Origin of the sequence: Streptomyces sp. NPDC002088 (genome assembly GCF_040296605.1) — a bacterium.
GTDB lineage: Bacteria > Actinomycetota > Actinomycetes > Streptomycetales > Streptomycetaceae > Streptomyces.
Map to the genome: position 1 here is coordinate 16,296 of NZ_JBEOXO010000045.1, position 25,406 is coordinate 41,701.

22 protein-coding genes and 2 pseudogenes are annotated in these 25,406 nt (G+C 69.4%); 12 read left to right on the top strand and 12 right to left on the bottom strand.

From position 1 onward, the window contains the following. The first annotated feature begins 71 nt into the window (after positions 1–71). A complete protein-coding gene (locus tag ABT114_RS46940) occupies positions 72–302 on the top strand; it encodes a site-specific integrase (RefSeq protein WP_351152552.1) in 231 nt (76 codons plus the stop codon). A gap of 74 nt (positions 303–376) precedes the next feature. Here ABT114_RS46940 and ABT114_RS46945 read toward each other — a convergent pair whose 3' ends face one another. Beyond that, complete coding sequence (locus ABT114_RS46945; protein ID WP_502988517.1) at positions 377–949, bottom strand: DUF6529 family protein; 573 nt, start codon at positions 947–949, stop codon at positions 377–379. A 10-nt stretch (positions 950–959) separates the two neighbouring features. Continuing rightward, entirely contained in the window at positions 960–1,382 is a 423-nt protein-coding gene (locus ABT114_RS46950; protein WP_351152555.1) for a COG4315 family predicted lipoprotein, read from the bottom strand. 382 nt (positions 1,383–1,764) lie between these two features. Between ABT114_RS46950 and ABT114_RS50815 the strand changes: the two are divergent. Continuing rightward, a pseudogene (locus tag ABT114_RS50815) lies at positions 1,765–2,254 on the top strand (hypothetical protein); the annotation flags it as partial. A 314-nt stretch (positions 2,255–2,568) separates the two neighbouring features. On the opposite strand, the gene ABT114_RS46965 reads toward ABT114_RS50815, so the two are convergent. Next, a complete protein-coding gene (locus tag ABT114_RS46965; RefSeq protein WP_351152560.1) occupies positions 2,569–3,165 on the bottom strand; it encodes a hypothetical protein in 597 nt (198 codons plus the stop codon). Positions 3,166–3,255: 90 nt separating this feature from the next. Here ABT114_RS46965 and ABT114_RS46970 point away from each other — a divergent pair, with 90 nt between their 5' ends. From ABT114_RS46970 to ABT114_RS46980, 3 genes and pseudogenes are all read left to right on the top strand, one after another. Then, entirely contained in the window at positions 3,256–3,516 is a 261-nt protein-coding gene (locus tag ABT114_RS46970; protein ID WP_351152562.1) for a Pycsar system effector family protein, read from the top strand. A 507-nt stretch (positions 3,517–4,023) separates the two neighbouring features. Then, positions 4,024–4,863: pseudogene (locus ABT114_RS46975) on the top strand (sigma-70 family RNA polymerase sigma factor); the annotation flags it as partial. A gap of 473 nt (positions 4,864–5,336) precedes the next feature. After that, positions 5,337–6,032: a DUF899 domain-containing protein gene (locus tag ABT114_RS46980; protein ID WP_351152565.1), complete on the top strand. Its 696-nt coding sequence runs from the start codon at positions 5,337–5,339 to the stop codon at positions 6,030–6,032. 235 nt (positions 6,033–6,267) lie between these two features. Here ABT114_RS46980 and ABT114_RS46985 read toward each other — a convergent pair whose 3' ends face one another. The 3 genes from ABT114_RS46985 to ABT114_RS46995 all read right to left on the bottom strand — a co-directional run bounded on the left by ABT114_RS46985 (position 6,268) and on the right by ABT114_RS46995 (position 11,277). After that, on the bottom strand, positions 6,268–7,662 hold the full coding sequence (locus ABT114_RS46985; protein ID WP_351152567.1) for an MFS transporter: 1,395 nt from the start codon (positions 7,660–7,662) through the stop codon (positions 6,268–6,270). Between the two features lie 292 nt (positions 7,663–7,954). After that, a complete protein-coding gene (locus ABT114_RS46990; protein WP_351152570.1) occupies positions 7,955–8,305 on the bottom strand; it encodes a hypothetical protein in 351 nt (116 codons plus the stop codon). Positions 8,306–8,511: 206 nt separating this feature from the next. Next, on the bottom strand, positions 8,512–11,277 hold the full coding sequence (locus tag ABT114_RS46995; protein ID WP_351152572.1) for a type 1 periplasmic-binding domain-containing protein: 2,766 nt from the start codon (positions 11,275–11,277) through the stop codon (positions 8,512–8,514). Positions 11,278–11,526: 249 nt separating this feature from the next. On the opposite strand from ABT114_RS46995, the gene ABT114_RS47000 reads away from it, so the two are divergent. After that, positions 11,527–11,832 carry a hypothetical protein gene (locus tag ABT114_RS47000; protein ID WP_351152575.1) on the top strand — a complete coding sequence of 102 codons (306 nt, stop codon included), beginning with the start codon at positions 11,527–11,529 and terminating at the stop codon, positions 11,830–11,832. On the opposite strand, the gene ABT114_RS47005 is transcribed toward ABT114_RS47000, so the two are convergent. Beyond that, entirely contained in the window at positions 11,807–12,016 is a 210-nt protein-coding gene (locus tag ABT114_RS47005; RefSeq protein WP_351152578.1) for a hypothetical protein, read from the bottom strand. The two genes, ABT114_RS47000 and ABT114_RS47005, sit on opposite strands and share 26 nt — an antisense overlap. A gap of 593 nt (positions 12,017–12,609) precedes the next feature. Here ABT114_RS47005 and ABT114_RS47010 point away from each other — a divergent pair. Together ABT114_RS47010 and ABT114_RS47015 are read left to right on the top strand one after the other, a co-directional pair. Next, positions 12,610–13,062 carry a MarR family winged helix-turn-helix transcriptional regulator gene (locus ABT114_RS47010; protein ID WP_351152581.1) on the top strand — a complete coding sequence of 151 codons (453 nt, stop codon included), beginning with the start codon at positions 12,610–12,612 and terminating at the stop codon, positions 13,060–13,062. A gap of 67 nt (positions 13,063–13,129) precedes the next feature. After that, positions 13,130–14,857: an MFS transporter gene (locus ABT114_RS47015; RefSeq protein WP_351152583.1), complete on the top strand. Its 1,728-nt coding sequence runs from the start codon at positions 13,130–13,132 to the stop codon at positions 14,855–14,857. 316 nt (positions 14,858–15,173) lie between these two features. Here the strand turns inward: ABT114_RS47015 and ABT114_RS47020 are convergent, their stop codons facing one another. Further along, positions 15,174–15,416 carry a tyrosine-protein phosphatase gene (locus ABT114_RS47020; RefSeq protein WP_502988518.1) on the bottom strand — a complete coding sequence of 81 codons (243 nt, stop codon included), beginning with the start codon at positions 15,414–15,416 and terminating at the stop codon, positions 15,174–15,176. A gap of 171 nt (positions 15,417–15,587) precedes the next feature. Here ABT114_RS47020 and ABT114_RS47025 point away from each other — a divergent pair, with 171 nt between their 5' ends. The 4 genes from ABT114_RS47025 to ABT114_RS47040 all read left to right on the top strand — a co-directional run bounded on the left by ABT114_RS47025 (position 15,588) and on the right by ABT114_RS47040 (position 19,345). Further along, complete coding sequence (locus tag ABT114_RS47025) at positions 15,588–16,094, top strand: SigE family RNA polymerase sigma factor (protein WP_351152585.1); 507 nt, start codon at positions 15,588–15,590, stop codon at positions 16,092–16,094. Positions 16,095–16,104: 10 nt separating this feature from the next. Beyond that, a complete protein-coding gene (locus ABT114_RS47030) occupies positions 16,105–16,461 on the top strand; it encodes a hypothetical protein (RefSeq protein ID WP_351152588.1) in 357 nt (118 codons plus the stop codon). 169 nt (positions 16,462–16,630) lie between these two features. Continuing rightward, the gene (locus ABT114_RS47035) at positions 16,631–18,355 is read left to right on the top strand and encodes a dolichyl-phosphate-mannose--protein mannosyltransferase (protein WP_502988519.1); all 1,725 of its coding nucleotides are present in this window, start codon (positions 16,631–16,633) and stop codon (positions 18,353–18,355) included. Positions 18,356–18,889: 534 nt separating this feature from the next. Next, positions 18,890–19,345: a hypothetical protein gene (locus ABT114_RS47040; protein WP_351152591.1), complete on the top strand. Its 456-nt coding sequence runs from the start codon at positions 18,890–18,892 to the stop codon at positions 19,343–19,345. Between the two features lie 165 nt (positions 19,346–19,510). On the opposite strand, the gene ABT114_RS47045 is transcribed toward ABT114_RS47040, so the two are convergent. The 4 genes from ABT114_RS47045 to ABT114_RS47060 all read right to left on the bottom strand — a co-directional run bounded on the left by ABT114_RS47045 (position 19,511) and on the right by ABT114_RS47060 (position 25,403). Further along, positions 19,511–21,232 (bottom strand): carboxylesterase/lipase family protein, encoded by a 1,722-nt coding sequence (locus ABT114_RS47045; protein ID WP_351152594.1) that lies wholly within the window; start codon positions 21,230–21,232, stop codon positions 19,511–19,513. 44 nt (positions 21,233–21,276) lie between these two features. Beyond that, positions 21,277–22,629: an alpha/beta hydrolase-fold protein gene (locus ABT114_RS47050; RefSeq protein ID WP_351152596.1), complete on the bottom strand. Its 1,353-nt coding sequence runs from the start codon at positions 22,627–22,629 to the stop codon at positions 21,277–21,279. A gap of 162 nt (positions 22,630–22,791) precedes the next feature. Next, a complete protein-coding gene (locus ABT114_RS47055) occupies positions 22,792–24,087 on the bottom strand; it encodes a hypothetical protein (RefSeq protein ID WP_351152599.1) in 1,296 nt (431 codons plus the stop codon). Next, positions 24,084–25,403, bottom strand: coding sequence for a neutral/alkaline non-lysosomal ceramidase N-terminal domain-containing protein (locus ABT114_RS47060; protein WP_351152602.1), 1,320 nt, complete (start codon positions 25,401–25,403; stop codon positions 24,084–24,086). The genes ABT114_RS47055 and ABT114_RS47060 overlap by 4 nt, the downstream gene beginning before the upstream one ends. Positions 25,404–25,406: the final 3 nt, after the last annotated feature.

Consider the following 25,406-nt stretch of genomic DNA (forward strand, 5'->3'; position numbering starts at 1 on the left):
CGACACTTGCCTGGTGCGCTGCTGGCTGGCCCGGCAGGAGGCCGCCGGGCTCACCGCGGGGCCCGGCCTTCTTGCCCGTCGACCAGAAGGGCCGCCTCGGGAAACAGCGGCTCGGACCGGACGGCTGCCGCCTCGCCATCACCCGGGCCGCCGAGCGCGCGGGCCTGGACGTAAAGCTCACCGGGCACTCCGCACGCCGCGGTCTGGTCACCACCGGCCGGAAGCGCGGCAAGCGCACCGAGAAGCTCCGCATACAGGGCGGTTGGGCCGCAAACAGCACGGTCTTTTTCCAGGAACCGTGATCTGCCCGCACTTGCCGTGGCAGACGTCCCGGCGAGCTTGTGACGGAACTCCTGCACCGTGAGCTGCCGGTTCATCAGAAGCCGGGGGCGGAGCCGGTGAAGAACCACAAGGCGGCTGTGTACCACATCAGTGCGATGGCGGCGACCAGGGCGCCGCCGGCGGCTGGAAGCGCCCAACCGGGCAGTCGGCGGCTGTGTACCACCAGGACCTTGGCGACGAACGCGCCGTACAGGACGCAGCCCGTGATGGAGTGCACCGCTACTCGGCTGGTCGTGAAATCAACTCCGTAGGCGGTGATGCAGTGGTAGGAGATGGGCAGCGAGAGCAGAAAGGCAAGGAGGCCGATGAGCCGGTGTGTGGGGTGCACCCGGTGCGGCGCGGCCCCCGCTCCCGGTAGGCGCCGGTACATCCACAGCCCGAGCAGCAGTTGGACGACCGCGAGTGCCATCAGAGCGCTACCCAGGCGCGCCTTGAGATCGTAGACGCCGAGGCCGTGCTGCCCGAACAGGCCGCTGGTGTAGTCGGGTGTGTGCGTGCGGCCGAACGCGTACATCCCCACCGCGACCGCGATCGGCAGCAAAGCTGCCAAAAAGCCCGCCACCGTTCGTGCGGGACGCCGCATCCGCGCGCCCGTGTGCCCGGTCATCAGTCCCCAATCAATCGGGTTCGCCTTGCTGCCGGGCGCGCTTACGACGTACCACTGTGGCGCCGGACGCGCTGGTTTCCTCGCCGTTGGTGTCACCGGCCGTCGTGGCACCCGCGAAGCAGTGCAGCGGGTGCCCGGTGTAGGTCACTTGATTGATGCCGTTGGAGCGTTTCGAGATGCTGATCAGGTTGCTCCTGGCGAACGGGGCCGCCTTGGGCGTGCCGGAGGTGAGCGGCGGCGGCCAGGCAAACGCGCATGCTCCGCCGACGGTCGGCGTAGTCGACTTGGCGGCCTCGGGGAGGTAGAGCGTCCGCCCCTTGGCGTCATCCAGGACGGGGCCGAGCTCGCTGAAGTGCACCGTGGCCGTACCAGTGGCGGCGGCCGCGCTGCCGGGTGCGGCCGAGCCGATGTATACGGGGATGCCCGCCGGCAACGCTCCAGATGTGGGCCTGGCACAGGCGGACGAGATCGTCCGGCTGGGACAGCCGCTTGCAGCAGCAAGCGGCATGGCGGAAACCGCCGGCACTGTCACCGCGGCGATTCCTTTCACGAGCGCTCCATGGTGTCGAACGGCGCATCCAGGCAGCCGCGGGAAACGACCCCAGCGGACCTCTTCTCCCAGTTGGCCCCGGGGGCTCGGGTCCTGTCCACTCCAACTGGTCCGCCTGGGCAGTCGCTGCTCCATTGGTGAGGTCCCCGTTTAGAAGCTGTTGTCTTTCCGGGCTTGAGGGCTGCGTTTCCGCTGGTCGGGCGTAGGGTCGGCGGTCACGTGGGAGTCGTGGCCTGTCGTGCTGTCGCTCCCCGGGAGGTCGTGGATGCCGTCGGTGGTCGGGCTGTTGGAACAGCGTGAGCTGGGCGCTCGCCGTCGCGTGGACGAGCTGCGTGAGGAGGCCGACCGTATCCAGGCCGGGTTGGCCGCGGCCGAGCAGGAATGGCAGGAGTGGGTGATCGCACGCAGACGGGTCGATACGGTGCTGGCTCCGGACGGCGGCGACACTGCCGGCACGAAGATCACCTGGATGTGCGGGATACGGACACGCCCTCGGCGCCCCGGGACGCGGTGAAGCCGACGTCACAGGTGCCCATGTGGCGTGAGGGACTGACATGGTCGGTGCTGTCGTTGGACTACCAGCGCATTCTCACGGCGCTCGCGGACCGGGCCCGGCTCCATCAAGGGCCGCTGACTGCCAGGAGATGGCCCCGGCGTTCGGCATGGACGTGGTGCCGACGCGGGTGGAGGCGCTGCGGTCGAAGGCGAAACGCCTGGTCGCGCGCGGCTGGCTGGCCGAGCAGCAGCCGGGCCGGGCCCGAGACCATGGCCAGCGCGCCGGGCGAGGCCGCTGGCCGACCATCAGCCGGGAACGCGGACGCGAACAGCGCGTCATCGAAGACCTGTCCCAGATTGTCGCGCAGCCGTATCGCCAGCGAGCCCTTCGGGAAGGCTCTGCGGGCCACCCGCCGGGTCAACTCCGAGAACTCTCCACCCGACCACGACTCCAACGACGCTGGAACATCACCGCCAACGAATCCGATCCTCCACCCCACCATCCCGCTTCCGCACCGGATACGAGGGCAGATTTGTGAGATCAGCAACGGGTCCTGAGGCGTGAGGGTTCCCGTCAGAACTTGCCCATGTGCTCCACAGTGCGATGCCCCAGCTGCTGGCTGAACGTCGTACAGAAGCCGACGGAGAGTGGCGGCCAGCCCCAGAAGTCGAAGGCGAGGGCACCCACCGCGAAATTGGACTCCCATTGCCACTCTGTGACCGAGACCGAGGCACCGCAGGCGGCGCAGGGGGCACTGCCCTCACCCGTTTCCTTCCAGGCGGCGATGCCGTCCTTGAACGGCTGCCAGACCTCCTCGTCCGCCTCGAACTCCTCGGGATAGTTGATGATCACGGTCTTGATTTCGCACCGCGGGCAGACGGCGTACTCCGCATCGTCCGCTCCCTGACCGCCCACGTGGTAGTCGCGCCCAACGACGACGGCCACCGGGCCCGGCAGCCAGTCCGGGTCCGATGAGTCGGCAACGGCCCGCGCCCAGTTAGGACCTGGCACATAGCCCTCGTCCACGGTCAGGCTGTACACCCCGTCGCTGGACACCTCACGCGTGATCAGGCCCTCAGTGACCATCCAGGCGACCATCCGCTCCGCGAGCGGCCCGGCCTCCTCGCCGGTCACCTCGACGTCGACGATCCGTTCAAAGAAGTCACCCATCGTCTCCCCCTCCTATCGATCAGTCCCGGATACTGTGTCACCACGCTCTGACACCAGCCCGGGCATCGGTGAGGGAATCAGGGGCGGGAGGTGCTCGCAGCTCCTGACCCCGCGACCGCCATTCCGTCACCTCACGAGCCGCATTTCGTCGGTAGCCCCACGCAGGCCTACGGCGTGGCCGCCGTCCTCGCCCTGGCCGCGGCCGCCGTCCTGCTGCTTCTGGTCGTCCGTCCCCGCCTGCGCGGCGACGACCACGCGTCGTTCCCGTACTGGGTCCGCCTGGACGACACCGCCATCCGCGCCTGCATGCAAGGCGACACCCGCCCGCCCGCATCCGCGTGCTGTCCCTGATCACCGTCAGCAAGTACCGCCAGCTGCGGCGCGCTGTCGACCTGAGCCTGGCCGCCCTGGCCCTGCTCCTCCGCGCCGCCATCGGCGCCCTGGTCTGACGGGCCCCCGTCCCGCCCCGCACCGCGTCGTCACCTGACGCGGTGCGGCGCCGGGCAGAGGACCGGCCAGCCCGGCACCACCCATCCCAGCGCCGCCCACCCGCGACCCTGCCCATCTCGCTGGAGGACTCAAGACCGCGGTCCCACTTCCGCTCGACGCCCACACGCGCCTGGAACGCCTTTTCGCGCTGGTGCCGCACGAGAGCGACGACGAAAGCGCGAGACCGCTGAAGTGACCGCCGCGCACCACCTGTTCACGGCGTACGCCGACACCCTGCACCTGGCCGTGGAGTCGTACCGCTGACACACCTCCATGGACCCTGCCACGTCGCAGGCATACCACCTCGTCAGCTACCCGGGACTGACGTCCCGGGCTTGCTGCTCGGGTCGTCGATGGCCGACGGACCCCATGGCCGAGACGTTCGAGGCCCAGCGCGACCGGCTGCGCGCGGTCGCCCATCGCATGCTCGGGTCGCACGCCGACGCCGAGGACGTGGTCCAGGAGGCCTGACTGCGGCTCTCCCACCGGGACACGGCGACCATCCACAACCTCGCCGGCTGGCTGACCACGATGGTCGGCCGGATCAGCCTCGATGTCCTGCGATCGCGCCAGGCCCGCCCCGAGGCGTCCTACGACGACGGTCTCTCCGAGCTCGTGGTGACGCTCGACGACAATCCTGCTCCCGAAGAGGACGCGGTGCTCGCCAACTCGGTCGGGCTCGCGCTCCTCGTCGTCCCGGAGTCGCTCGAACCGAGCGAGCGGCTGGCGTTCGTACTGCACGACCTGTTCGCGGTGCCGTTCGACGAGATCGGCCAGATCCTCGGCAAGTCCACCGCCGCCACCAAGATGCTCGCCAGCCTCGCCCGCAGGAAGGTGCAGACGATTGAGCGACCGACCGGCGTCGGACGGGAGCAGCGAGAGGTGGTCCAGGCCTTCCTGGCAGCGGCTCGCCGCGGCGACTTCGAGGAGTTGCTGCGGATACTCGACCCCGAGGTGAAACTGACCGTCGACACCCCGTCCGGCGTGGTCGTCACCCTCGGCGCCACCCAGGTCGCAGCCGGCGCACAACTGTCCGCCAGCGCAGCCACGCAGGGGCGGCCGGTGCCCGTCAACGGCCTCCCGGCGATCATTTCCTGGCGCGAGCACGGCACCCCGCTCCCGGTCCTCGCGTTCACCGTCGTCGACGGCTGGATCACCGACATCACGGTCGTGATCGACCCGGCCAAGCTCGCGCTGATGGACCTGCCACCCCGCCGGCCTGCCCCGGCACGTGCAGCATCCAGTCGGAATCGGACCTGTGGCAAGCCGTTGGGTTCGTGGTCCCTCGTCGCTGCCATACAAGCCCCCTACTCGCTCGGCGTGTAGGCCAAGCAGTTTCGCGACCGGGCACGGCGGCGGCACATCACCCCACGGCCCGAAACGGGCGGCTGGTGTGTACGCATGACCTAAAGTGGATCAAACCCGCTGAATCAATCGAGGTCCGCTTCGGTACCTCCCGGGCCGGGGGCCGTCGACGAGCTTCGAGGGGCAGGGCGGCGAGGAGATAGCCAGCAGGCAGGCTGGCTGGCTGGCTGCGCCGCCAGTGGTGCTCCTCTGCCAGAGCGCGTCGGCGGGTCCACCACGTCAGCCGCATTCCCCCCGTGGCGACCGATGAATTCCGGGGCCCGGTGGGGTCTACCTCTGCACAAGCGAAAGCTGCGCACGAGCTCTGTGAGGGGACCATGACCACCTACGCACTACCACCCGTCGTCGACGCCGCAACGTGGGAACGCCAACTCGAGGCTCTGCGTACCCGGGAGAAGGCCGCGACGCGGGAACTTGACGCCATCGCCGCCGAGCGTCGTCGCCTGCCGATGGTCGAGATGCCCGACTACACCCTGGAAGGCGAGGACGGCCCCGTTCGGCTGGCGGACGTCTTCGAAGGCAAGAGGCAACTGATCGTCTACAACCACATGTGGTTCGCCGGCAAGGAATGGCAGTGCCCGGGCTGCACGGGGTTCACCTCGCAATACACCCGCCTGGCGTTCCTGGACAACTACGATGCGCGATTCGTCATCGTCACCCAGGGCCCGATCAAAGACGCACTCGCCTACAAGCAGCGGGTCGGCAACCAGATGACGTGGTACTCGACTGCCAACAGCTCGTTCGGCGCCGATGTCGGCGCACCGCCCGACGGAGGATTCGCGGTCAACGTATTCCTGCGCGACGGCGACACCGTCTACCGCACCTGGCACACCAACGGCCGGGGCACCGAGCAGCTCAGTCACACCTTCGCGCTGATCGACGTCCTGCCGTACGGACGGCAGGAGGAATGGCAGGACTCACCCGAGGGCTGGCCTCAGTCACCCACATACAGCCGGTGGGCAGCGTCCGAAGACATCGCTGCGCTCTATGGCCCGGGCTCTGGCGACGCCTGAACGACCTGCATCACGGTCGAGTCGAATCGGGCGCGGCAGCTGCCGGCGAGCGTGGCAGCACTACGACCTGGGGCACGGCTTGTGCACCTACTCGTTCTTCGAGCAGTGGCCGCACCGCATGGCCTGCGCGCGCTGCGACTTCTGTACGCCCAAGGACTCCAGCAGAGGCCAACTTCTGGAAGCGAAGGACAATCTCCAACGCATGCTCGCCACGATCTCTGCTCGTTCCTTGCGCCTACTCGCCGTCCGCATCGGCCGCGGGCGATGGCGTCGTGCTGTCCGCGACGCGACGGGCACGGATGATGCCCCATCCCACCAGCGCCGCAGCCAAGACCGTGAGCGCGAGGCCAGCCCAGGTGACCGCCTCGCGGAACTTCGTGGTCTGGTAAGTGCTCCAGCTCGACGTGGCGATATCACCAGTGAAGAGCGCTGCGAGGATGGTCCCGCTGACAGCGATGCCGATTCCGGTGGTGACTTCGCTGACGGTGTCCACTAGCGCCGCTCCGATGGTGGTGCGGTTGGTCGGGAGGCCACGCATCACGTTGGTCCCGGCGACGACACCTACGACGCGCATACCGGCGGCGACGAGCACGAGCGCGAGGGCGACCCACACGTACCCGAAACGGCCCAGCAGCCCGTAGACGGCGAGCCCGCACACGACAGCTCCGGCGCTGAGCCAGGCGGCCTTGTCGAGACCGACGCGCGTGACCAGTGGACCGATGAGAGCACCGCCAGCGATGAGTACGACGACCTGCGGCAACATTCCCATAGCCGCTTGGGCGGGCGTCCAGCCCCAATCGAGCTGGAGCTGCAGGGTTACGAGGTAGCCGAGGCCGGCGGTCGCAAGGCCTGCGGCGGCCTTGAATGCCAGGCCGCTCGACACGAGTGGGCGAGCGACGAGTTTGAGGTCGAGCAGCGGATAGCGGGCAGAACGCTCGCGGACGACGAACAGCACTGCCATCACGATGGCCGCTGCCGTGGACAGCCACGGGAGTGGCGATGCGGTGCCCGCGTCGACGAACAGCGTCGGTGCGACCAGCGCGAGCACGATCGTGGCCGTGCCGAGCAGGGCACCCGTGCCATCGATCGGGTCGCGGTGCAGCTCGTCCACCCTGTCAGCGGGGATGCCGCGTCGAATGCCGGTGAACGCGAGTGCGGCGATCGGCACGTTCACCAGCAGCAGCACCTGCCACGGAGCGAACGCGAGCACGAAGCCACCTACCGTGGGCCCGATCGCGAGTCCGACCAGGCCCACGGTCGAGATCAGCGTCGTCGCACGGACGCGGAGCCCGTCTTCGTCGAACAGGCGGAACGCCAAGGCGAGAGAGCCTGGCGTCGTCATCGCGGCCGCGACGCCCATCGCCGCGCGGATCGCGATGAGCTGCTCCGCCGTGGTGACGAACGCGGTTGCCAGACTTGCCACACCCAGCAGCACCAGCCCGACCAGCATGACCTTGCGGCGGCCAACCCGGTCAGCCAGCGCGCCGAGGGCCAGCATCAGCCCGCCGAACACGACGGCATACACGCCCGTGACCCACTGCAGCACAGTCGTCGACGCCGACAGCTCCCGGCCGATGGTCGGCAATGCGACGTTGAGGATCGAGTTGTCGAGCATCTCGAACAGAAACACCGCTGACAGCCCTGCGAGGGCTACCCCCGCTTCACGGAGGGAGCGGGGCGAACGAGAGGCTTCGGTGGGAGCGCCGACTTTCTCGACAGCTCCATTACGAGGGACATTCACTGCGCACTCCTTCGATGTGAAGAAGTGGCGGCCCGTCCGATACCGCGTATGCGCGCGTGGCCCCTACTCCATCAACCGGCGTCGATGCCCAGCAGTGAACACACGTTTCTACTTCCAGTGCTCTGACACTACACCCGGCCCGGAGATCACGTCGCGGCGCTCCGCCGCTACAGAGCCTCGCTCAACGCCCGAACCCGACCTGGCCGATGCCACCGCGGCCAAGAACGAGCATCGCTGCGATGGGGAAGCCGACGCTGATGGCGCCGAGTTCGACGGACCGGGTGGCCTCCCCGGCGGGGAAGGCCCACACCACGGGCGGCGACTCAATGCCGACGAGCGGGCCGTTCGGGCAGAAGTCGCAGGCCGCTCCCTCGTTCTCCATGTTCATCGGCTCGGCGGTGGCGAGATCGGTCCGCGGAGCCGGGATGTCGGCAAGGGGGGCCGCCGCCCGGCCGTCACGGCCGCGAGGGCCGCCGCTGTGCGCGCCGCGTGCCTGGGCGGCCAGTCCATCGCCGGTCTGGGCCGCGAACACCGCGTCAGCCGCGGCGCCATCCGCACGCCGTCGCCGACCTCATGCCCGAGCACAACGCTGACCACCAGGACGCCTCGGCCCCAGAACCGCAACCGCGTCAACACCCTCGGCGAGTCCGGATCCCCTCAAACCTACTGGCGGGTTACTTGTTCCCTGGTGTCTGGGCCAGGACTCCGGGGCCGAAACTGTGCGCGCTGAGCTGAGCGTCACCCCGCGGCGTCGCACGGGACCCCCTGTTTCTGGTATCGGTAATCCTTGCCCTGCTGGTACGCCCCGCACGCCACCACCGCCTCCGGCTGGTCCGCCACCTGCCGGAGCAGGACCAGGGTCTTGTCGACGGGCGGGGCGTTGACGGCCGGGCCGTAGGAGACATACCCGGTGGCCCCGTCGAAGGTGATGCCGTACTGGAGCGCCTGGAGCACGTTCGTCCGGCTGACGGAAGGGTCAGCCTGATAGGCGTTGATCACCGCCTGGGACAGGACGTGGAAGGCGTCGTACGAGACCGCCGAGTGGCCGTCCTGCCGCCAGGGATCGGTGCCCTTGGCGGTCTCCTCGACCAGGTCGATGTACTCCGTCACGAACTGTTCGGTCTTCTTGCTGGCCCGCTTGTCCGTGGACGGGAGCCGGTGCGCGGAGTAGTAGAGGCGCAGCCAGTCCTTGTTCGCGAAGACGCCGGTCTGTGCCACGTTGGTGAGTTCGTTGCCGCCGAGGATCGTGATGTCGTGGTCGGTGCAGGTGCCCGCCCGATGCATGGCGTTGACGAACGCGCTGAAGTCCTTGGCCCGGGCCGACCAGTACACGACCGAGTCGGGCTGCTCCCCCAGCGCCTTGCAGATCTGCCGGGTCAGTGTGTAGGCGCTGGACGTCTGGCCTGCGGCGGGCGGTCCGTCCCCGTACTGCCCCTTCTGGTTGTAGTCGAACACCGCCTCGGTGCCGGGGAAGTCATCGATGAACTTGCCGGCCAGGCTGCGGCTGTAGAGATCGGCGGAGCTCTCGATCACGATGGCGTGCCGCGCGGGAGTGCACTGGGTCTCGGAGCCATGGCGGGTCACGATGTTCTCCCGGCTCGCGAACGAGGCCTCGATGGCGGCCTCCGTCGAGTTGCTCGGGGTGAACGGCCAGTAGCTGGTGCGGGCGGCGTCCTGCATTTCGTCGGCGGTCGCGGTGGTGCCGATGACCGGGATCCCGGCCCGGTCGAGCACCCGGAGCGCGGCCTGGGTCGACTCGCGGCTCTGCGCGAATCCGAGGACACCGACGACTCTCTTGTACGCGGGCTGCTTGGCTTCGCCACGGACTTCGCCGACCAGCTTCTCGGCCTCGGCCTCGGCGTTGGCGAACGACTCACCGGTGGTGCGGACGTCGACGAGCAGCGGCACCAGGGAAGGGTCGTTGGAGGCGTCGGCGTTCAGGTCCTGCTGCCACAGTGCGATGCCGCGCAGCTCGGGGATGAGGCCGTCGTAACGGATCGCGTCCTCGTCGGCGGGCGGATCGGAGACGAAGGCGACGACGGTCCTTACGGTCCTGCGCTGCGCGTAGCTCGCCATGACGCGCGCGTTCTGCTTGTCGATCCGGTCCCTGGCCGCCTGGTACCACTCCGTGGCGTGCACGGTGACCCTGGCGCCCGCGTCCTCGGCCACGGTCCGGGTGCCGCCGACGCACTCGTAGGAGACGTCCGGACCATCGATGATCTTCCACGCGCCGACGCCGAGCAGGATCGAGAACAGGCTGACACCGGTCACCGCCGTGGTGGCCACGGTGCGTCCGCCGATCCGGAACATCCGTGGAAGGCAGTGCCGTACGACGATTCCGTCCCGTTCGAACGGCTCATCGCGCAGCTTCACCAGGGCCGGGCCGGTGGGCGGCTGCGACTGCTGGAGCAACCGGCCCGCCTGCCCGAAGCCGATTGCCGTCGGGTCGCCCAGGGCGGTGAGCAACCGCGGCGAGGGCCGGCCGACCGCGACGACGAGCGGACCGGGCCGGCTCGCGGTGTGGCCGCGCTCCTCGTGGAAGGCGCGCAGGAACCGCTCGACGGCCGCCGCGCCCGGTGTGCCGTCCCGGGGTATCGGAACCAGCAGCAGGGGCCGGGCGGTACGGCGCCGCCGCCGGGGCCGGCGATGGCCGACCGGGGGGTCGGCGAGATCTTCGAGCAGCGCCCGGGTCAGCAGCTTTTCGAGGGCGAACAGGGATTCCTGGTGCCGTGCGTGGTCCTCGGGCAGGGCCAGCCGGGGCAGCTGCCGGTCCGCGACTTCGTCCATGACCTCGAACACGGTCTCGGAGCCTTCGGCCATTCCCAGCGCCTCGCCCAGCCACCCCTGGCGCCTGCGGCGCGCAAGGCGTCCGGGGCGCATCAGCCTGCGGGTCTTGCGCAGCTCCCAGTGCCGGCATGGGAGGGTACGGGTGATCCCGTGCCAGAGGGAGCCGAGCAGCCAGCCGCGCAACCCGCCGACCGGGGGAGCGTCGCCGCCGCCGAACGCCCAGAGGAAGACCTGCGGGCCTCCCTCGTGACGCTGCCGTCGGTTGAGACGCAGCTGCTCGTAGGCGTGGTCGCGCAGCGTGTGGGAGCCGGGTGCGGTGGCCCCCTGGCCGAGGGCGCGTATGTACGAGACGGAGTCCGACAGCGGCCAGAAGCCCGGAAGCCGGTCCGGCGTCATATTCCTGGGCAGGCCGAAGAAGAGACCCCGCGCGGCGGTGCCGCTGAGCAGGTCACTGTCCTTCGAGGCCGTGACGAGGGCGTGCGGAACCGTCTGCCGGTCCTGGTCGTTCCGCGAGGCCCGCTCCAGCGCGTCGACGACGCGGCGCACCCGGGCGTCGTACTCCGCCCCGCCGTCTCCGACGTCGAGGACGACGAGGGGCGGAGTGTAGGCCAGCGATTCCCGTTCAGCAGGCGCCAAGGCCTGCCGGAACATCCGTACGAAGTCGTCGGCTCCCTCGTCGTCGGGGAATCCCTTCGGGATGGGGGGCGGTGTGGACACGGGAAACCCCTTCGGGTCCGGGTGCGCGACCAACTGCGCCTGATATCTAGGGGATAAAGGTTAATCACAGTTGACTGTGCGTCACAGCGGATTCCGGAAAGCGCTTCGATACCGATTCTGCGCATGTTCCGTACCTCTTCCCACGCACCTCCTCTTCCGTCCGTCTCACAGGCACCGTTGCCCCTTTTCGTCGTGTCCATAACCATGACAGGGGGGTGATGGTTCGGCGTCAGCGCCCACGGAGGGCATATGACCGCGCAGGCAGGGACTCCCGCGCCGCAACGCACCACGTGGCCGCTGTACGCGGCCGGGTTCACCACTGCCTTCGGCACCCACGGCATCGCCGCCAACCTCACCTACGAGTACGCCGTTCCGGCCGTCCTGCCGGCCACCGGCACACTCTTCGCCCTCACCCGTTACGCACACCCGCCAAGGCCCCTGACCTGGCCTGAACGTGCCAGGCGCCCGAACCGGGAGAGCGACGGCCCCCACCCGGGCACCTGGCACGTTCTCCTCGCCCATTCGTGGTCTACCCGGCGTCGTACGCGGTCTTGAGTCGGGTTGACAGGTCGCGAGCGTCGGTCGCCGAGAACTCGGTCATGTCGGCCGCGTCCCTACCGCCGACGGCGATGTCCCATTCACCCTCGCCCGCTGCCGACACCTGGATGGGCAGCTGGGCCATCCACATCAAGTCGATGCCGCGCCGAACCACCACGCCTATGAAACCGGGCAGCAGCACCGCGCCGTACCCTCAGCCCGCGGCGCACTCCTCGCCCACTGCGGCCAATCGCGCCGCTCTACGCACTGTAAAGGGGGTGGGACCGAAGAGCATCGACTACATCGGCAATCTTGGAGCACGCCGTCTGGCGGTATAAGTCGGGGGCCGTGTAGCCACCACTTCTGCACCCAGCCGCCCGCAACTTCGAATTGTGCGCCCTGTCGAACGGTTGGGCGGGGAAGGTGGGGCTGGTGCTGGGAATTACGTGGAGTTCCACAAGTCGTACCCGCCTCAAGCGCCAAGGAGCAACGGTTCACCTCCGCTCGCGCGGAGAGCAGCGTGCAGTCGTAGAGATAGCGCCCCCATCTCGTCTGTGATCACGCCGTGGACGTAGCCCGGTGTGAGCTGGACCGAGGGAAGCCGGCGCGCGCAGAATCTCCCTGCCGTGGCCAGCGGACCCGCCGAGATACGCGACATGTACGAGATGTTCGAGATGCGCGAGATGCATCGGAAAGCTGGTTCGGCGGGATGAGCGAGCCTCCTCGCTCCACTCCCATATCAATTCGCCCTACATGCATATTGATTCACGCTACATGCAGTTGCATAATGAGCTTATGGATAAGCCGGTTACGGAGGCTGGCGAGCCGACCGAGAACCTGACCGTCGCCCTGGAGCACATGCTCCGCTACGTCCGCCAGAGCGCGACCGCCGGAGGTCTGAGTACCGCGTCGTCGCTGGTGCTGAGCCGCCTGACCCGGGAGGGCCCCTGCCGGCTGACCGAACTGGCCCGTGCCGAGGGTGTGTCGCAGCCCAACATGACCCAGTTGGTCACCCGCATGGAGCGGGCGGACCTGGTACGCCGTGTCGCCGACGCGAGCGACGGCCGAGGTGTGCTGGTGGAGGTCACCGACACCGGCATCGAGGTGTTCCACCAGCGAAGGGCGGAGCGCGCACACGCGCTGGATCTGCTCGTCCAAGGACTGACCGAGCAGGAACGGCAGGCGGTCCGGATCGCCCTGCCCGCCCTGTCCCGCGCCATCGAGGACCGCCAGGCCCGCTCCTCCTGACCCGACCCACCGCGTTCCTGTCACCACGTTTTCGTACCTGTTCCCAGAACCGAAGGTAGAGAGACACATGAGCGCACCGCATACCAAGGCGGCCAGTTCGTTCAGGCAGCCGAAGGCCGTCTGGGCCGTGGCCTTCGCCTGCGTGATCTCGTTCATGGGCATCGGCCTCGTCGACCCGATCCTGCCCGCCCTCGCCGAGAGCCTGCACGCCTCGCCCAGCCAGGTGTCCTTGCTGTTCAGCAGCTACCTGATCGTGACGGCCGTCGCCATGCTGTTCGTCGGCTGGGTCTCCAGCCGGATCGGGGCCAAGGGCACCCTTCTCACCGGGCTGGCGGTCATCGTCGCCTTCGCCGCCCTGGCAGGCACCTCCGGCTCGATCAACGGCATCGTCGGCTTCCGGGCCGGCTGGGGGCTGGGCAACGCCCTGTTCATCGCCACCTCGCTGGCCGTCATCGTCGCCTCTGCCAGCGGCGGCTTCGGCGGCGCGATCATCCTGTACGAGACCGCGCTCGGCCTCGGTATCGCCGTAGGCCCCCTGCTGGGCGGCGAGTTGGGCGCCATCAGTTGGCGCGGTCCGTTCTTCGGCGTCGCCGCCCTCATGGCCATCGCGTTCGTCGCCACGCTCGCCTTCGTCCCGTCCCTGCCCAAACCGGCCCGCCCCACCTCGCCGATCGCACCGCTCAAGGCACTGCGCCACCGCGGCCTGCTGACCATGGGCATCATGGCGCTGCTGTACAACTGGGGCTTCTTCACCATGCTGGGCTACGCCCCCTACCCCATGGAGCTGAACGCCCATCAGCTCGGGCTGGTCTTCACCGGCTGGGGACTGCTGGTGGCCGCCTTCAGCGTGTTCTTCGCCCCGCGCCTGCAGGCCCGTTACGGCACGGCCCGCGTCCTGTACGCCAACCTCCTCGGCCTGAGCATCGCGATGGCCGTCATCGCCGTCGGCGTCTCCACGCCCACCGTGGTGATCGTGGCCGTCATCGTCAGCGGCGCCTTCATCGGCATCAACAACACCCTCACCACCCAGGCGGTCATGCTCGTCTCCCCCGTCGAGCGCCCCGTCGCCTCCTCCGCCTACGGCTTCCTGCGCTTCATCGGCGGCGGCCTGGCGCCCTATGTGGCGGGAAAGCTTGCCGACGCCACCGATCTGAGCGTGCCCTTCTACCTGGGCGCCGGCACGTTCCTGCTGGCGATACCGGTCCTCGCCAGCGGCCACCGTCTGCTGCGCGAGGCGGAGACGGACACGGGTGACAGCGAGCCCGTGACGCCGTCCCTCACTCCGGTGGGCGGCCCCGCCGCGACCGACGCACCGCCGGTCATCGTCGCCGTCAGCGCCCACGACCAGGCCGCGTCCGTCGTCGACGCCGCCGCCCGGCTCGCCCATGACACCGGCAGCCCGCTGGAGGTCGTCCACGTTCAGCAAACCGCGGTGGTCGAGGAACAGGCCACCGACACCGAGACCCCCGAGCAGGCCCGCGCCGCCGTCGCCGCCCACCTGGACCGCCTCGCCGCCCAGGGCGTCACCGCCGGCGGCCAGGTCCTGTCCAGCGTCGGCGACCACGCCGCGGCCGCGCGCGCCCTGGCCCAGCACGCCGCCGACGTCCACGCGCGCACGATTGCCATCGGACGCTCACCCCGTGGCCCCCTGGCCCAGTTCGCCGACGGCAGCTTCACCACCGCGCTCAGTCACAGCGCCACCTGCACGGTGGTCCTCGTCGAACCCGACTCCGGCACCGCCCCCCGGCACCTGACCAAGGCGACGCTGGCGGAACTGCGCAACGGCGCCTGCTGAACACGCCCCGGTGGGGAGGTCCGTGGGCACGGTGGACGACGCCTGCCGCCATCCCGGCCGAATCGGACGACGAGCGCGTCGGGACCCGCCACGACCACGGGTCCCGACGCGCTCGTCCCGCACGCACAGCCTGGCCGCTCCAACGGCCCGCTTCCGCCAGTCAGTTACGGGCGGTCCTCGGCCGGGGTCGTCCTGCCACGGCCCACTCCGGGTTCAGACCAGAAGCTCGGCCTTGAGCGCGGCGAGGTTCGCGTCGGTGAGCATCAGCCCTTCGTGGAAACAGGTGTCGAAGTCGCCGTATCTCTTGTCCACCTCGTCAGATCTTGTCCACGTCGTCGAACGCGGCCTTCAGCCAGGACCGTTCGACGGCCTCGGGGTCGCCGGTGCAGGTGTTGCCGGCCAGGAAGTCTGCCTCGACGGTAGCCCGCGGCACACCCCGCAGGGTGAGCAGTGCGGTGTTGGTCCCGCCGGTGCGGTCCTTGCCCGCGGTGCAGTGGAAGACGACGGGGCCGGAGTTGGTCTCGATGACCTCCAGGGCGGCGTGTGTGATCCACGCCACACGGCGGGGGTGCATAGCAGGGTAGGGGCCAGTGTCTTTATTAAAGGCGTAGGGACGTGTCCGCGGTCGTGCGGCGGCGTACGTGGTCGATGACGCGTGCGTTGCCCTGCGGCCCCATGAGGCTGCGGTAGAGGCCGGCGTGCTCGGCAGGGAGGTAAGGGGTCGACGCTGATGGGGCAGTTGCGGGCCGATGAGTTCGACCGGTTCGTGGCCGCTCGATGGTCGGCGTTGCTTCACCTGGCGCGGCTGCTCACTGGCGGAGACCGGCACCGGGCGGAGGATCTGCTGCAGGAGGCGCTGGTCAAGCTGTGGTTCGCCTGGCCGAAGGTGGCCGAGCAGGCACCCGAGGCATATGTGCGTAAGGTCCTGGCCCGCGCCGCGGCTCGCTCGGCACGGCGTCGCTGGTGGGGCGAGCAGCCCGTGGACCAGTTGCCCGACCCGCCCGAGGTGGGAGACGAGACCGCCGCCGTGGACGAACGGACCCGGTTGGAGGCCACGCTGGCGTTGCTGCCGGCGCGACAGCGGGCTGCGGTGGTGCTGCGCTACTACCAGGACCTGCCCGAGCAGCACGTCGCGGAAGTGCTGGGGTGTCCGGTGGGTACCGCCCGTTCACTCACGGCACGCGGCGTTGCACGGTTGCGGCAGCTTCTGGCCGAAGCAGTCAAGCCGGTCGAGTGAAGAAGGAGCCATGGATCACTTCGAGCAGGAGCTGGCCCGCATGATGCGTGACAGCCAGGAGGACACGCCCTACGAGGACCGGCACCAATACCGCCTGCAAGCCGGCGTTCGCGCCCGGCAGCGGGCCCGGAAGGCCTGGATGGCCACCGGATCCGTGCTGACCATTGCCGGACTTGGAGTCGGACTGGTGGTCCTGGCGAGCTCTTTCGCTCAGGGCGGGCCTACTGGTCCTCAGCCCCGCCCCGTCACCTCTGCCGAGTCGGTCCCGACGCCGTCGACGGCCCGCTCCGCCTCCGCTGCGAAGGGGACGCCGCTGCCGACCTACACGTCAACCACCAAGCCGGTGCCGATGCCGTACCGGCCCTGAACACCCGAGCCGGCCCTGATGCCGACAGGGACCGCAACCACCTCCCAAGTAGCGCCAGGTTCAAGCGGACCCGATGGGTGAGGGGTGACCGAGCCGGCGTGCCTACCACCGGCCACCGGGCAGCTGATCCCCGCTCGTCCTGCTCTCCACGAGTCAGAAAGCTCACCACGTGATCCATGAGAACGCGCCCGCGTTCGTCGACGAGCCACAGGAGGCGGCGAATCGCCGGCCGATCTCCTGGGAGCAGCGGCTGCGCCGCTTCGGGCACGTCGAGCGCCCGCGTACATCCGTACGCGACCGCCTGGTCGTGCCCTTTCCCGAACCCGGTTCCCGGCCGTGGTGCACGCTCGGGCTCTCCCCGGCAGCGGCGTGCCGGCTGGCGCGCTGGTCCGGATGGGGCGGGCCGCTGCTGGTGGCGCTCATCGCCGGGCTGCCGCGCTTTTGGCATCTGGGCAGCCCGCGGGCGGTCGTATTCGACGAGACGTACTACGCCAAGGACGCCTGGTCCTTGCTGCGGCTCGGCTACGAGAGCACCTGGCCGGATGGCAAGATCGCCAACCCGCAGATCCTGGCCGATCCCCAGGTGATCCCGCTCTCCGACACCGGGTCCTTCGTCGCGCACCCGCCGACGGGCAAGTGGGTGATCGCCCTCGGCGAGTGGATGTTCGGCCTCAACCCGTTCGGCTGGCGCTTCATGACGGCGGTCCTGGGCACGCTGTCGGTACTGATGCTGTGCCGGATAGGACGCCGCCTGTTCCGTTCGACACTGCTGGGCTGCCTGGCCGGCGCGCTGATGGCGGTGGACGGTCTGCATTTGGTGATGAGCCGCAGCGCGCTGCTGGACCTCGTCGTCATGCTCTTCGTGCTGGCGGCGTTCGGATGCCTGCTGCTCGACCGGGACCACGCACGATCCCGGCTCGCGGCAGCCCTGCCGGTCGACGAGGACGGCCCGGTACGCCCGGACGGACACACCGGCGACCATGCCGGGACGGGAGTGCGTCCCTGGCGGCTCGCAGCCGGCCTCTTCCTGGGACTGGCGGCCTCGACCAAATGGAACGGCCTGTACTTCCTCGCCTTCTTCGTGATCCTCACCCTGCTGTGGGACGTCGGCGCTCGCCGCGTAGCGGGGGCGTACCGCCCCTACCGCGCGGTGCTGCGCAAGGACCTCGGCTGGTCGCTGCTGTCCCTCGTTCCGGTCGCTGTCGTGACGTATCTGACGTCCTGGACCGGCTGGTTCCTGTCCGACAACGGCTACGGACGCCACTGGGCGGACGGCCGCGGCGGCACCTGGTCATGGATTCCCGCCCCGCTCCGCAGCCTGTGGCACTACGAGTACGGGGTGTACCGGTTCAATGTGGGGCTGCACACTCCCCACACGTATGAGTCGACCCCCTGGAGCTGGCTGGTCCTCGGCCGCCCTGTGCTGTTCGCCTACGAGTCGCCGAAACCCGGGCAGGAAGGCTGCCACGCGGCGGGCGGTTGTTCACAGACGATCCTCGCCCTGGGAACACCGCTCCTGTGGTGGTCGGCATGCTGCGCACTCGTGTACCTGCTCTACCGATGGGCACTGCGCCGCGACTGGCGCGCCGGCGCCGTCCTGTGTGCAGTGGGTGCCGGTTACCTGCCGTGGTTCCTGTACCAGGACCGCACGATCTTCTCCTTCTACGCGGTCGTGTTCGTGCCGTACCTGTGCCTGGCCGTGACGATGATGCTGGGAGCCCTGCTGGGTCCGCCGGGAGCGGCTGACAAACGCCGCATACGAGGTGCGTTGGCCGCAGGCGTGCTTGTCCTGCTCATCGCCTGGAACTTCGTCTATTTCTTCCCGATCTACACCGGACAGACGATCCCGTACGCCGACTGGCGCACCAGAATGTGGCTCGACACCTGGGTCTGAGCCCGGCCGCACGGTGCGCGCGGGCGACCTGTGCACCCCCGAGCGGACGGGACCTGTTCGGCGTCACTCGCCGCGGACACACGAATGGTTTCGAAGCGGCGAAGACCTGGGTGCTCCTCCACAGTTCGGGGACGGGAAGCCGAACTCCCGCATGCTCCGGCACGCCCTGGAGAGCCTGGCGATCTCGTCCCGCCCGGGGGCGAGTGTGATCGGGGGCGTACGGGCTGCCCGCAGGCGGCGGTGAGAAACCGACTGGCCGAGGGATTTGCGGGCCGTCTGGCCATCGCCCAGGCGGTCCAGTCCGTCGACGGCGATCACCACTCGGCTGCCGAGGACGTGATCCAGCTGGTGGGAGATCTTCTCCAGCAACTCGCGGAAGTCGCGGACCAGTTCCGGGAAGGTGATTCAGACCTTTCAGACGGCGGTGGAAGAGCTCGCCGCCGTCATCCCGAACGGATTTCATGAGCGTGGCCCCGATGGCGCTCTGCTGGCCACCACCGGCTCGCTGATTCCTCGCTCAACGGGATCACGAGCGTGGATCCCACCCCGGACAAGGCGGAGATCGCCCTGCTCTGCGATGCGGCCGAGGTGCACGTCCAGGGCCTTCCGTGGAGCATCCGGCTGCGTCGCGAGCCGGAGGAAGGGGTCGTCGCCGTCGCCGCCGACCACGGGCTCACGACGCTCACGCGGCAGCCCTTCATGCTGCTGAAGCCGGCGGACGACCGGGTCGCGCAGGAGTCCGCCCGGGAGTCGGCGTCCGTGCGGCCGCTGCGGAAGGACGAGCACGAGGTCTTCGCCGACGTCCTCGGCTCCGCGTTCGGGGCTCCGCCCGCGATCATCACCAGCCTCTACACGCGACTGGTCCTGAGCCGGCCCTTCGTCCGCGCCTACGTCGTCCGACGTGGACAGTGTGCCCGCCGCGGCGGGCTCGCGATCCTCACCGGGGAACATGTCGGGCTCGTATTTCTTTCTCCGAGCGGTCGCGCTTGAAGGAACTCGAGCGACGTAACCGCGAGCTGGACACGGAAAACTCCTTCCTGACGGGCCGATGCCAGTGCTGCTTCGACGGTCGACGCGATGAAGGATGCGGCGCCGATGCTGGCAGCCATGGGGCGGGCTGCCGCGCGTCTGGTCAGTGACTTGAAGCGCTCCTCTCTACCAGGCTTCCTGCGTTGCGAAGTACCGCTTCCAGAAGGCGAGTCTCTCGGGGGATGCCACCCGCATCGGCCCGTAGTGCTCGCCGACCTCCATCACGGTCGGCGAATCGGGCCTGTAGGCGGGCCATCGGGGCAGACCGCGGCCGTTCGGGTTGCCGGTGGTGATGTAGTTCGCCAGGTAGGAGGACATGGTGTCGGCGATCTCGCGGTCCTGGTCGGTCCACCCCTGGGTGCCCGGGTAGAGGTTGCCGAAGAAGTAGACGATCTCGGAGCCGTGGTAGGCGCCCCGGATGTCGTGGTCGGGGCCCGGTGGGCGGTGCGTCCAGAAGTACGTGTACACCGGCCGGTCGGCGCCCTTGGTCCACTCCGTGCCCCACAGGTACGTCGAGACCCGGGAGTTGTCGCGGACCGCGTCGTTGCTGGCGAGGGCGGCCTCGTCGTCCGTACTCGCCGGGTAGAGCCGCAGGAACTCGTCGGCCATCGTGTCGAACTTCCGCCGCGCGGCGGTGACGTAGTCGTCCAGGGTGACGTGGACGGGCGGGGCGCCGGGGCGGTCCGGGTAGCCCGCCTCGCGCCAGTAGTCGAAGGCGGTCTCGGGTACGGCCCCGCTCTCGTCGAGGTTGTTGCCGGCCAGGTACCAGACGTCGTTCTGGGCATGGGCGGCGTACGTCGCCCGATAGCCGGCCGGGAGCACCCAGCCGTCGACGACGGGCCGGAACAGCGGAGGCTTCGCGACGGACTTCGTGTCGACCGTCTCGTCCTTGAGGGAGGCGCCGTCCGTGAAGTCCTGCCAGGGCAGGGCGCGCAGCTGCGTGAGTGTGGTCGCGCCCTTCGCCGCGCCGTAGGCGGGTCCTTGCTCAAGGGCGGTGTCCATCTTGCGTAGCGACACGCCGAGGTAGCGCAGTTCGGGGTCGCTGGGACAGCGGACCTGGCTCTCGGCGAGGGAGCGCTGGAAGAGTCCGGTCGCCAGCGGGGACATGGACAGCATGTTCGTGGAGCCGGCGCCGGCGGACTGGCCGCCCACGGTGATGCGGCGCGGATCTCCGCCGAACTCGGCGATGTTCCGCCGGACCCACTTCAGGGCCGCGATCTGGTCGAGCAGACCGTAGTTGCCCGAGACGTCGTGGCGGGACTCCGCGTTCAGTTCGGGTGTGGCGAGGAAACCCAGGGCGCCCAGGCGGTAGTTGAAGGTCACCACGACGATGCCCTTGGCGGCCAGGACCGAACCGTCGAAGCTCGGGTCCGAGCCGGTTCCTGCGGAGAACCCGCCGCCGTAGATCCACACGTACACCGGGCGCCGTTCCCCGTTTCTCGTGGCGCCGGTCCAGATGTTGAGGTTGAGGCAGTCCTCGCTCATCGTGAGCGTGCTGGACGCCTGCGGAGGTGCGTCGCCGAAGGTGTCGGCCTTGCGGATGCCCGTCCAGGACGGCGCCGGCTGCGGCGGGCGCCACCGGTTCTTTCCTGCGGTGGAAGCCGCGTACGGAATCCCCTTGAAGACGGTGACACCGGATGCCGAGGCGGGCACGCCGGCGACGAGGCCGGATTGGGTCCGCACCGGTCTGCTGCCGAGCGGCTGTGCCGCGGCCGCGGACGAGGGGTGTGTTCCTACGACGTCGAGGAGGGCGGCGGCCGCGGTGACACCCGCGGTGCGGCCGAGGAACTCCCGTCGGCGCAGGGTGGAGTCCGGCGGGTGGGCGTCATGGCTGTCTGGTGCGGTCATACGGGTCTCCCGATCACTGAGTGGAGGGGCTGCGGGGCGGCTGTTCACCCCGCCGTGGGAGGGAAGAAGGCGGTACGGGTGAGGAAGTCCCTGAGGTTGATGCGCCATGCGAACCAGTTGTGGCCGCCGTTGACGAAGCCGGGTGTGACCGAGACGCCGAGGCCGGTCAGGAGGGAGACCTCGCCGGCGTGGTAGTTGTGGCTCGGGTCCTGCCATCCGCCGCCGACGTAGATGCGGGCCTGCTTGAGCGCGGCGACCTGGGCGCTGGTGACGGACGCTGCGTCGGGCAGCGTGTAGTTGCCGCGCCGGCCAGGGGCGAAGACGCCGTACGAGCCGAACTCGGCGGTGTGCCCGAAGAGCAGCGAGTTGGTCAGGGACGCCCCGTAGCCGAGGCCGGCGGCGGCGCGATCGGTGGCGGCGGTGGAGACGCGGTAGTGGGACTCGACGTATGGGATGAGCGTGTCGGTGAGGTTCTGGTCGAAGGACATGTAGCCGGTGGAGTCGGGGAAGCCGGCCGTGTTGGGCATGACGACGACCATCGGCGGGATCTGCCTGGTGGCGATGAGGTTGTCGAGGATGCGGCCCGCGTCGCCCTGTGTGCTCCAGTCCATCTCGGTAGCGTCGCCGCTGAAGAGATAGAGCGTGGGATACGGCTTCTCCCGGCCGGAGTTGTAGCCCGGCGGGGTGTACACGGAGAGGTGGTTTTCGCCGGGCGGGGTGACCGAGGTCGGGGCCGGATACGTGACGTGGGTGAGCGTGCCGTGCCCGCTGGTCGAACTCGGGCCCTGCCAGGCGTAGTCGACCGTCCCGAACGATGCGTCCGAAGGCACGTACACCTGGCTGGTGCGCTCGGTGGTCCCGGAGACCTTGCCGCCCTGCTCGTTCCACGGCGGGTTGGCGGGGTCGGAGACGGCGGTGCAGGTGGCTTGGGTGGCGTCGGCGCAGTCGACGTAGAAGGAGTAGGTGAAGACTCCGGACGGCAGCGGTGTGCTGTACGTCCACACGCCGTCGCGGCCCTTCTTCATGTCGATCACGGGCCAGTTGGCGGCTGGGGAGTTGGGGTACGCGATCGGGATGTCGCCGGGCTGCCAGTGGGCGGGCAGCGTGCCGGGCGTTTCGAGAGCGGTGCCGTCGTCGGTGGTGAGCGTGGACAGCTCGTAGGGGTCGGCGAAGTACCACTCGCCCTTGATCTGCACACGGTCGGCGTCGGGGTCCTGGTAGCGGAAGGTGACCTGGTAGCCGGTGGGGCCGGTGCCGGTGTGCATGATCTGGGGGGAGAGGCGGTGCTTGCCGGTGGATGGGGCGCTGCTGCCGCCGGCGGTGAGGACAAAGGCGGCTGTCAGGGCGGCGAAGGCCCGTAGAGCCAGTGTTCTGCGGCGCGTTGTGGTGTGCGACATGGCGACTGGTCTCCCAGATCACTTGGCCGACGCATCAGTGGGGCTTGTGCGAGTGACGGTGCGTACGAGAACGTAACCGCGCAGCAATATTGTGAGCAATATGCATGACAAAAGTTCCGACAATTCTTGAAGCGGCTCGGGGTGAGGACGGGCGTCAATCCTTCAGCCGTCGGCGTCTGACGCCCAAGGACGGAGCGAGCGCAGCAACTCGGAGATCCGTTCGGCGACCCTCTCGGCCGCGCCCCTCGCATAGCGGGAGTTCATGGCCTCGTAGGTGATCCGGTCGTAACTCATGGCGTCCGCAAGGTATTTGGCGGCGCCGTTCGTCATGGTGACGACACAGGTGGCGGGGAACGGTGAGGCGGCTCTGATGTCCAGTCCGGTGCCGGCGTTCAACTCCGCCTGCACGCAGGCGAGGACGGCGTCACCGACGCGGGCGACGACGATCGGGGCGTCGGTGTCGCCGGCCGGGGTGAAGTCGTACTCCTTGGTCGGGTGGAGGGCGTGCAGGCCCGCCGGGGGAACCTGGGCGGGGACCTTCACCCGGTCGTGGAGCACGCGCAGGGGTGGGACGGCGGCGGTGGCGCGTATCCGCTCGGCGACCCGCACGGCCTCGTCGGCAAGCCGTTCGCCGAGCAGTTCCACCAGGGCGAATCCGTCGTCGTGGACGTCGGTGCGGAGCAGTGCGCCGTCGTCGGTCACCGTGGTGCGTACGGCGGTCAGGTAGGGGGCCTGGTCACCGGCGGCGCCGATCAGGAACAGCGCCACCGTGCCGTCGCCGTACCGTCGTTCGATGCGTTCGGCGGTCGCGCCCGCCAGATCGGCGGTGATCCGGCGTTCGCCCGACCGTGTCACCGATCCGTTCATCACCGAGGGCTGGACGGCGTGGTTCACGAGGATCGCGACCGGCCGGCCGTCGGGTCGGTCGATCCGCAGCACGCCCACGCTGTCGTCGGTCGGTCCGGCGTCGTCGGCGCCGAGCCACCAGCCGTGCGGCGTGGGCACGTCCCGCTGGACGCCCACGCGGCAGATGCCGCGGCCGAAGCCGGTCCGGGCCGGTCCCCGCGTCCGCGCGGCATCGTGTGCGGCCCGTGCCACCGCGGTGTCGACGGCGGCGGCGAGCAACTCGTTCTTCTTCCGCTCGGCCTCGGGCACGCGGTCGGGCGGCAGGACGTGGGGGGCGGAGAACGTGTGGCTCGCCACGATCAGACAGCGGTCCGGCGGCACCCCGCACGTCTGCCGGAGGATCTTCCGCGTCCGGGCAAGCTGGTCGTCGAAGATCGAGGTCTGGTCGATCACCGCGATCGCGAGCGGGGCCTCGCCGTCGTCCAGGACGAGCACCCGTACCTGGAGCGGGTCATGGACGGAGCTGAAGCCGTCGACGGGAAGGAGGGAGAAGGGCAGTTCTACGGCGGCTTTCCCGGCGCCTGCGGTGAAGGAGCGCCCGGGAGCGGTCACCGTGCAGCCTCCTGAAGCAGGCGGAGCTGACGGGCGATCATGTCGGACACGCCCTCCACGATGGCGGTCTCGGCGTGGCCGCGCGCGATGGGGCATCCGTTGACCGAGTGGACGGGCCGGTCGAAGCGCGCGTCGTCGGGCAGGTAGCCGATCCGGTCGTTGGCGATGGAGATCAGCAGCGTGCGGGCGAGCGGGGAACGTCCCGCCAGACGCCGGTAGATGTCGGTGACGACCTCGCCGGACACGCCGGCCAGGGCCACGTCGGCCAGTGTGATGAGGGCGAGGCGCAGCGGGACGGTGTCGACGAGTTCCTGCCGCATCGTCGACATGACGTCCTGGCCCTCCTTCACCGGGCACGGCACGGTGCGCTGTTCGGCGCCGATCCGGACGGAGGAGGTGAGTTCGGTGATGGTGGCCGCCACGCGCAGTACTTCCGCGCCGACGATCAGCCCCTGGGCGTCCATGGCCGCGTAGGCGCGGGCCTTGTGCCGCTCGGTGGGTGCGACGCCGAACGGCAGCCCGAGGTCCACGCGGGGCGCCTGGTCGCCGAGCGGGCCGGGGGTCCACAGGGCCACCGTGTCGCCGTCGCGGTGGCCCTCGCTGAAGTCCTCGAAGTGGTCCTCGATGTAACGGCAGGCGGCACCGGCCAGATCGCCGCTGATCTCGCCCGAGCCGAACACCACCGTCGAGTGCACCGCGTAGTTGACCACCACGGCAATCGGATCGCCGTCCAGGGCCTCGAACTTCAGCACCCAGACCGTCTTGTCCGACGGCCCCTCGGGGTTGTGCCCGAGGATCCATCTGCCGTCGGCGTACTGCTCCCGGTTGACGTTGACGTCGGCGGTGCCGGTCCCCACGCCGAAGCGGGCGGGGCGGGCTTCGGCGCGGGCCTTGTGGAGCGCGGCGACGACACGGTCGTAGACGACCTCGGTGTACGCGTACGACTCCGGGCCCCCCGCGTGGGCGAGCGCCCCGGGTGAGACGTCCGCGATCCGGGGGGCGTTGTGGGTGTGGGTCGCGGTGACGACGACGTGGTCGGCGGGGATGCCGAGTTCCCGCTGGATCCGCTCGCGCAGCGGGGTGATGTCGCCGGCCTCGATGAGATCCAGGGACACCAGGGCCGTCTCCGTCTCCCCGTCGCCGAGATACAGCGCGCGCAGGAAGAGGGGGTCGTGCACGCCGGAGAACTCACCGGGCATGGGGTGCAGGTTGGTGAGGTCGTCCGGGGTGATCTCGGCCTTCACGGCCCCGGCGCGCAGACGGGGGGCCGCTTGGCCGGTGGTGTCCGGAGAAAGCTGCGAGTACTCCGTGGGCAAGGG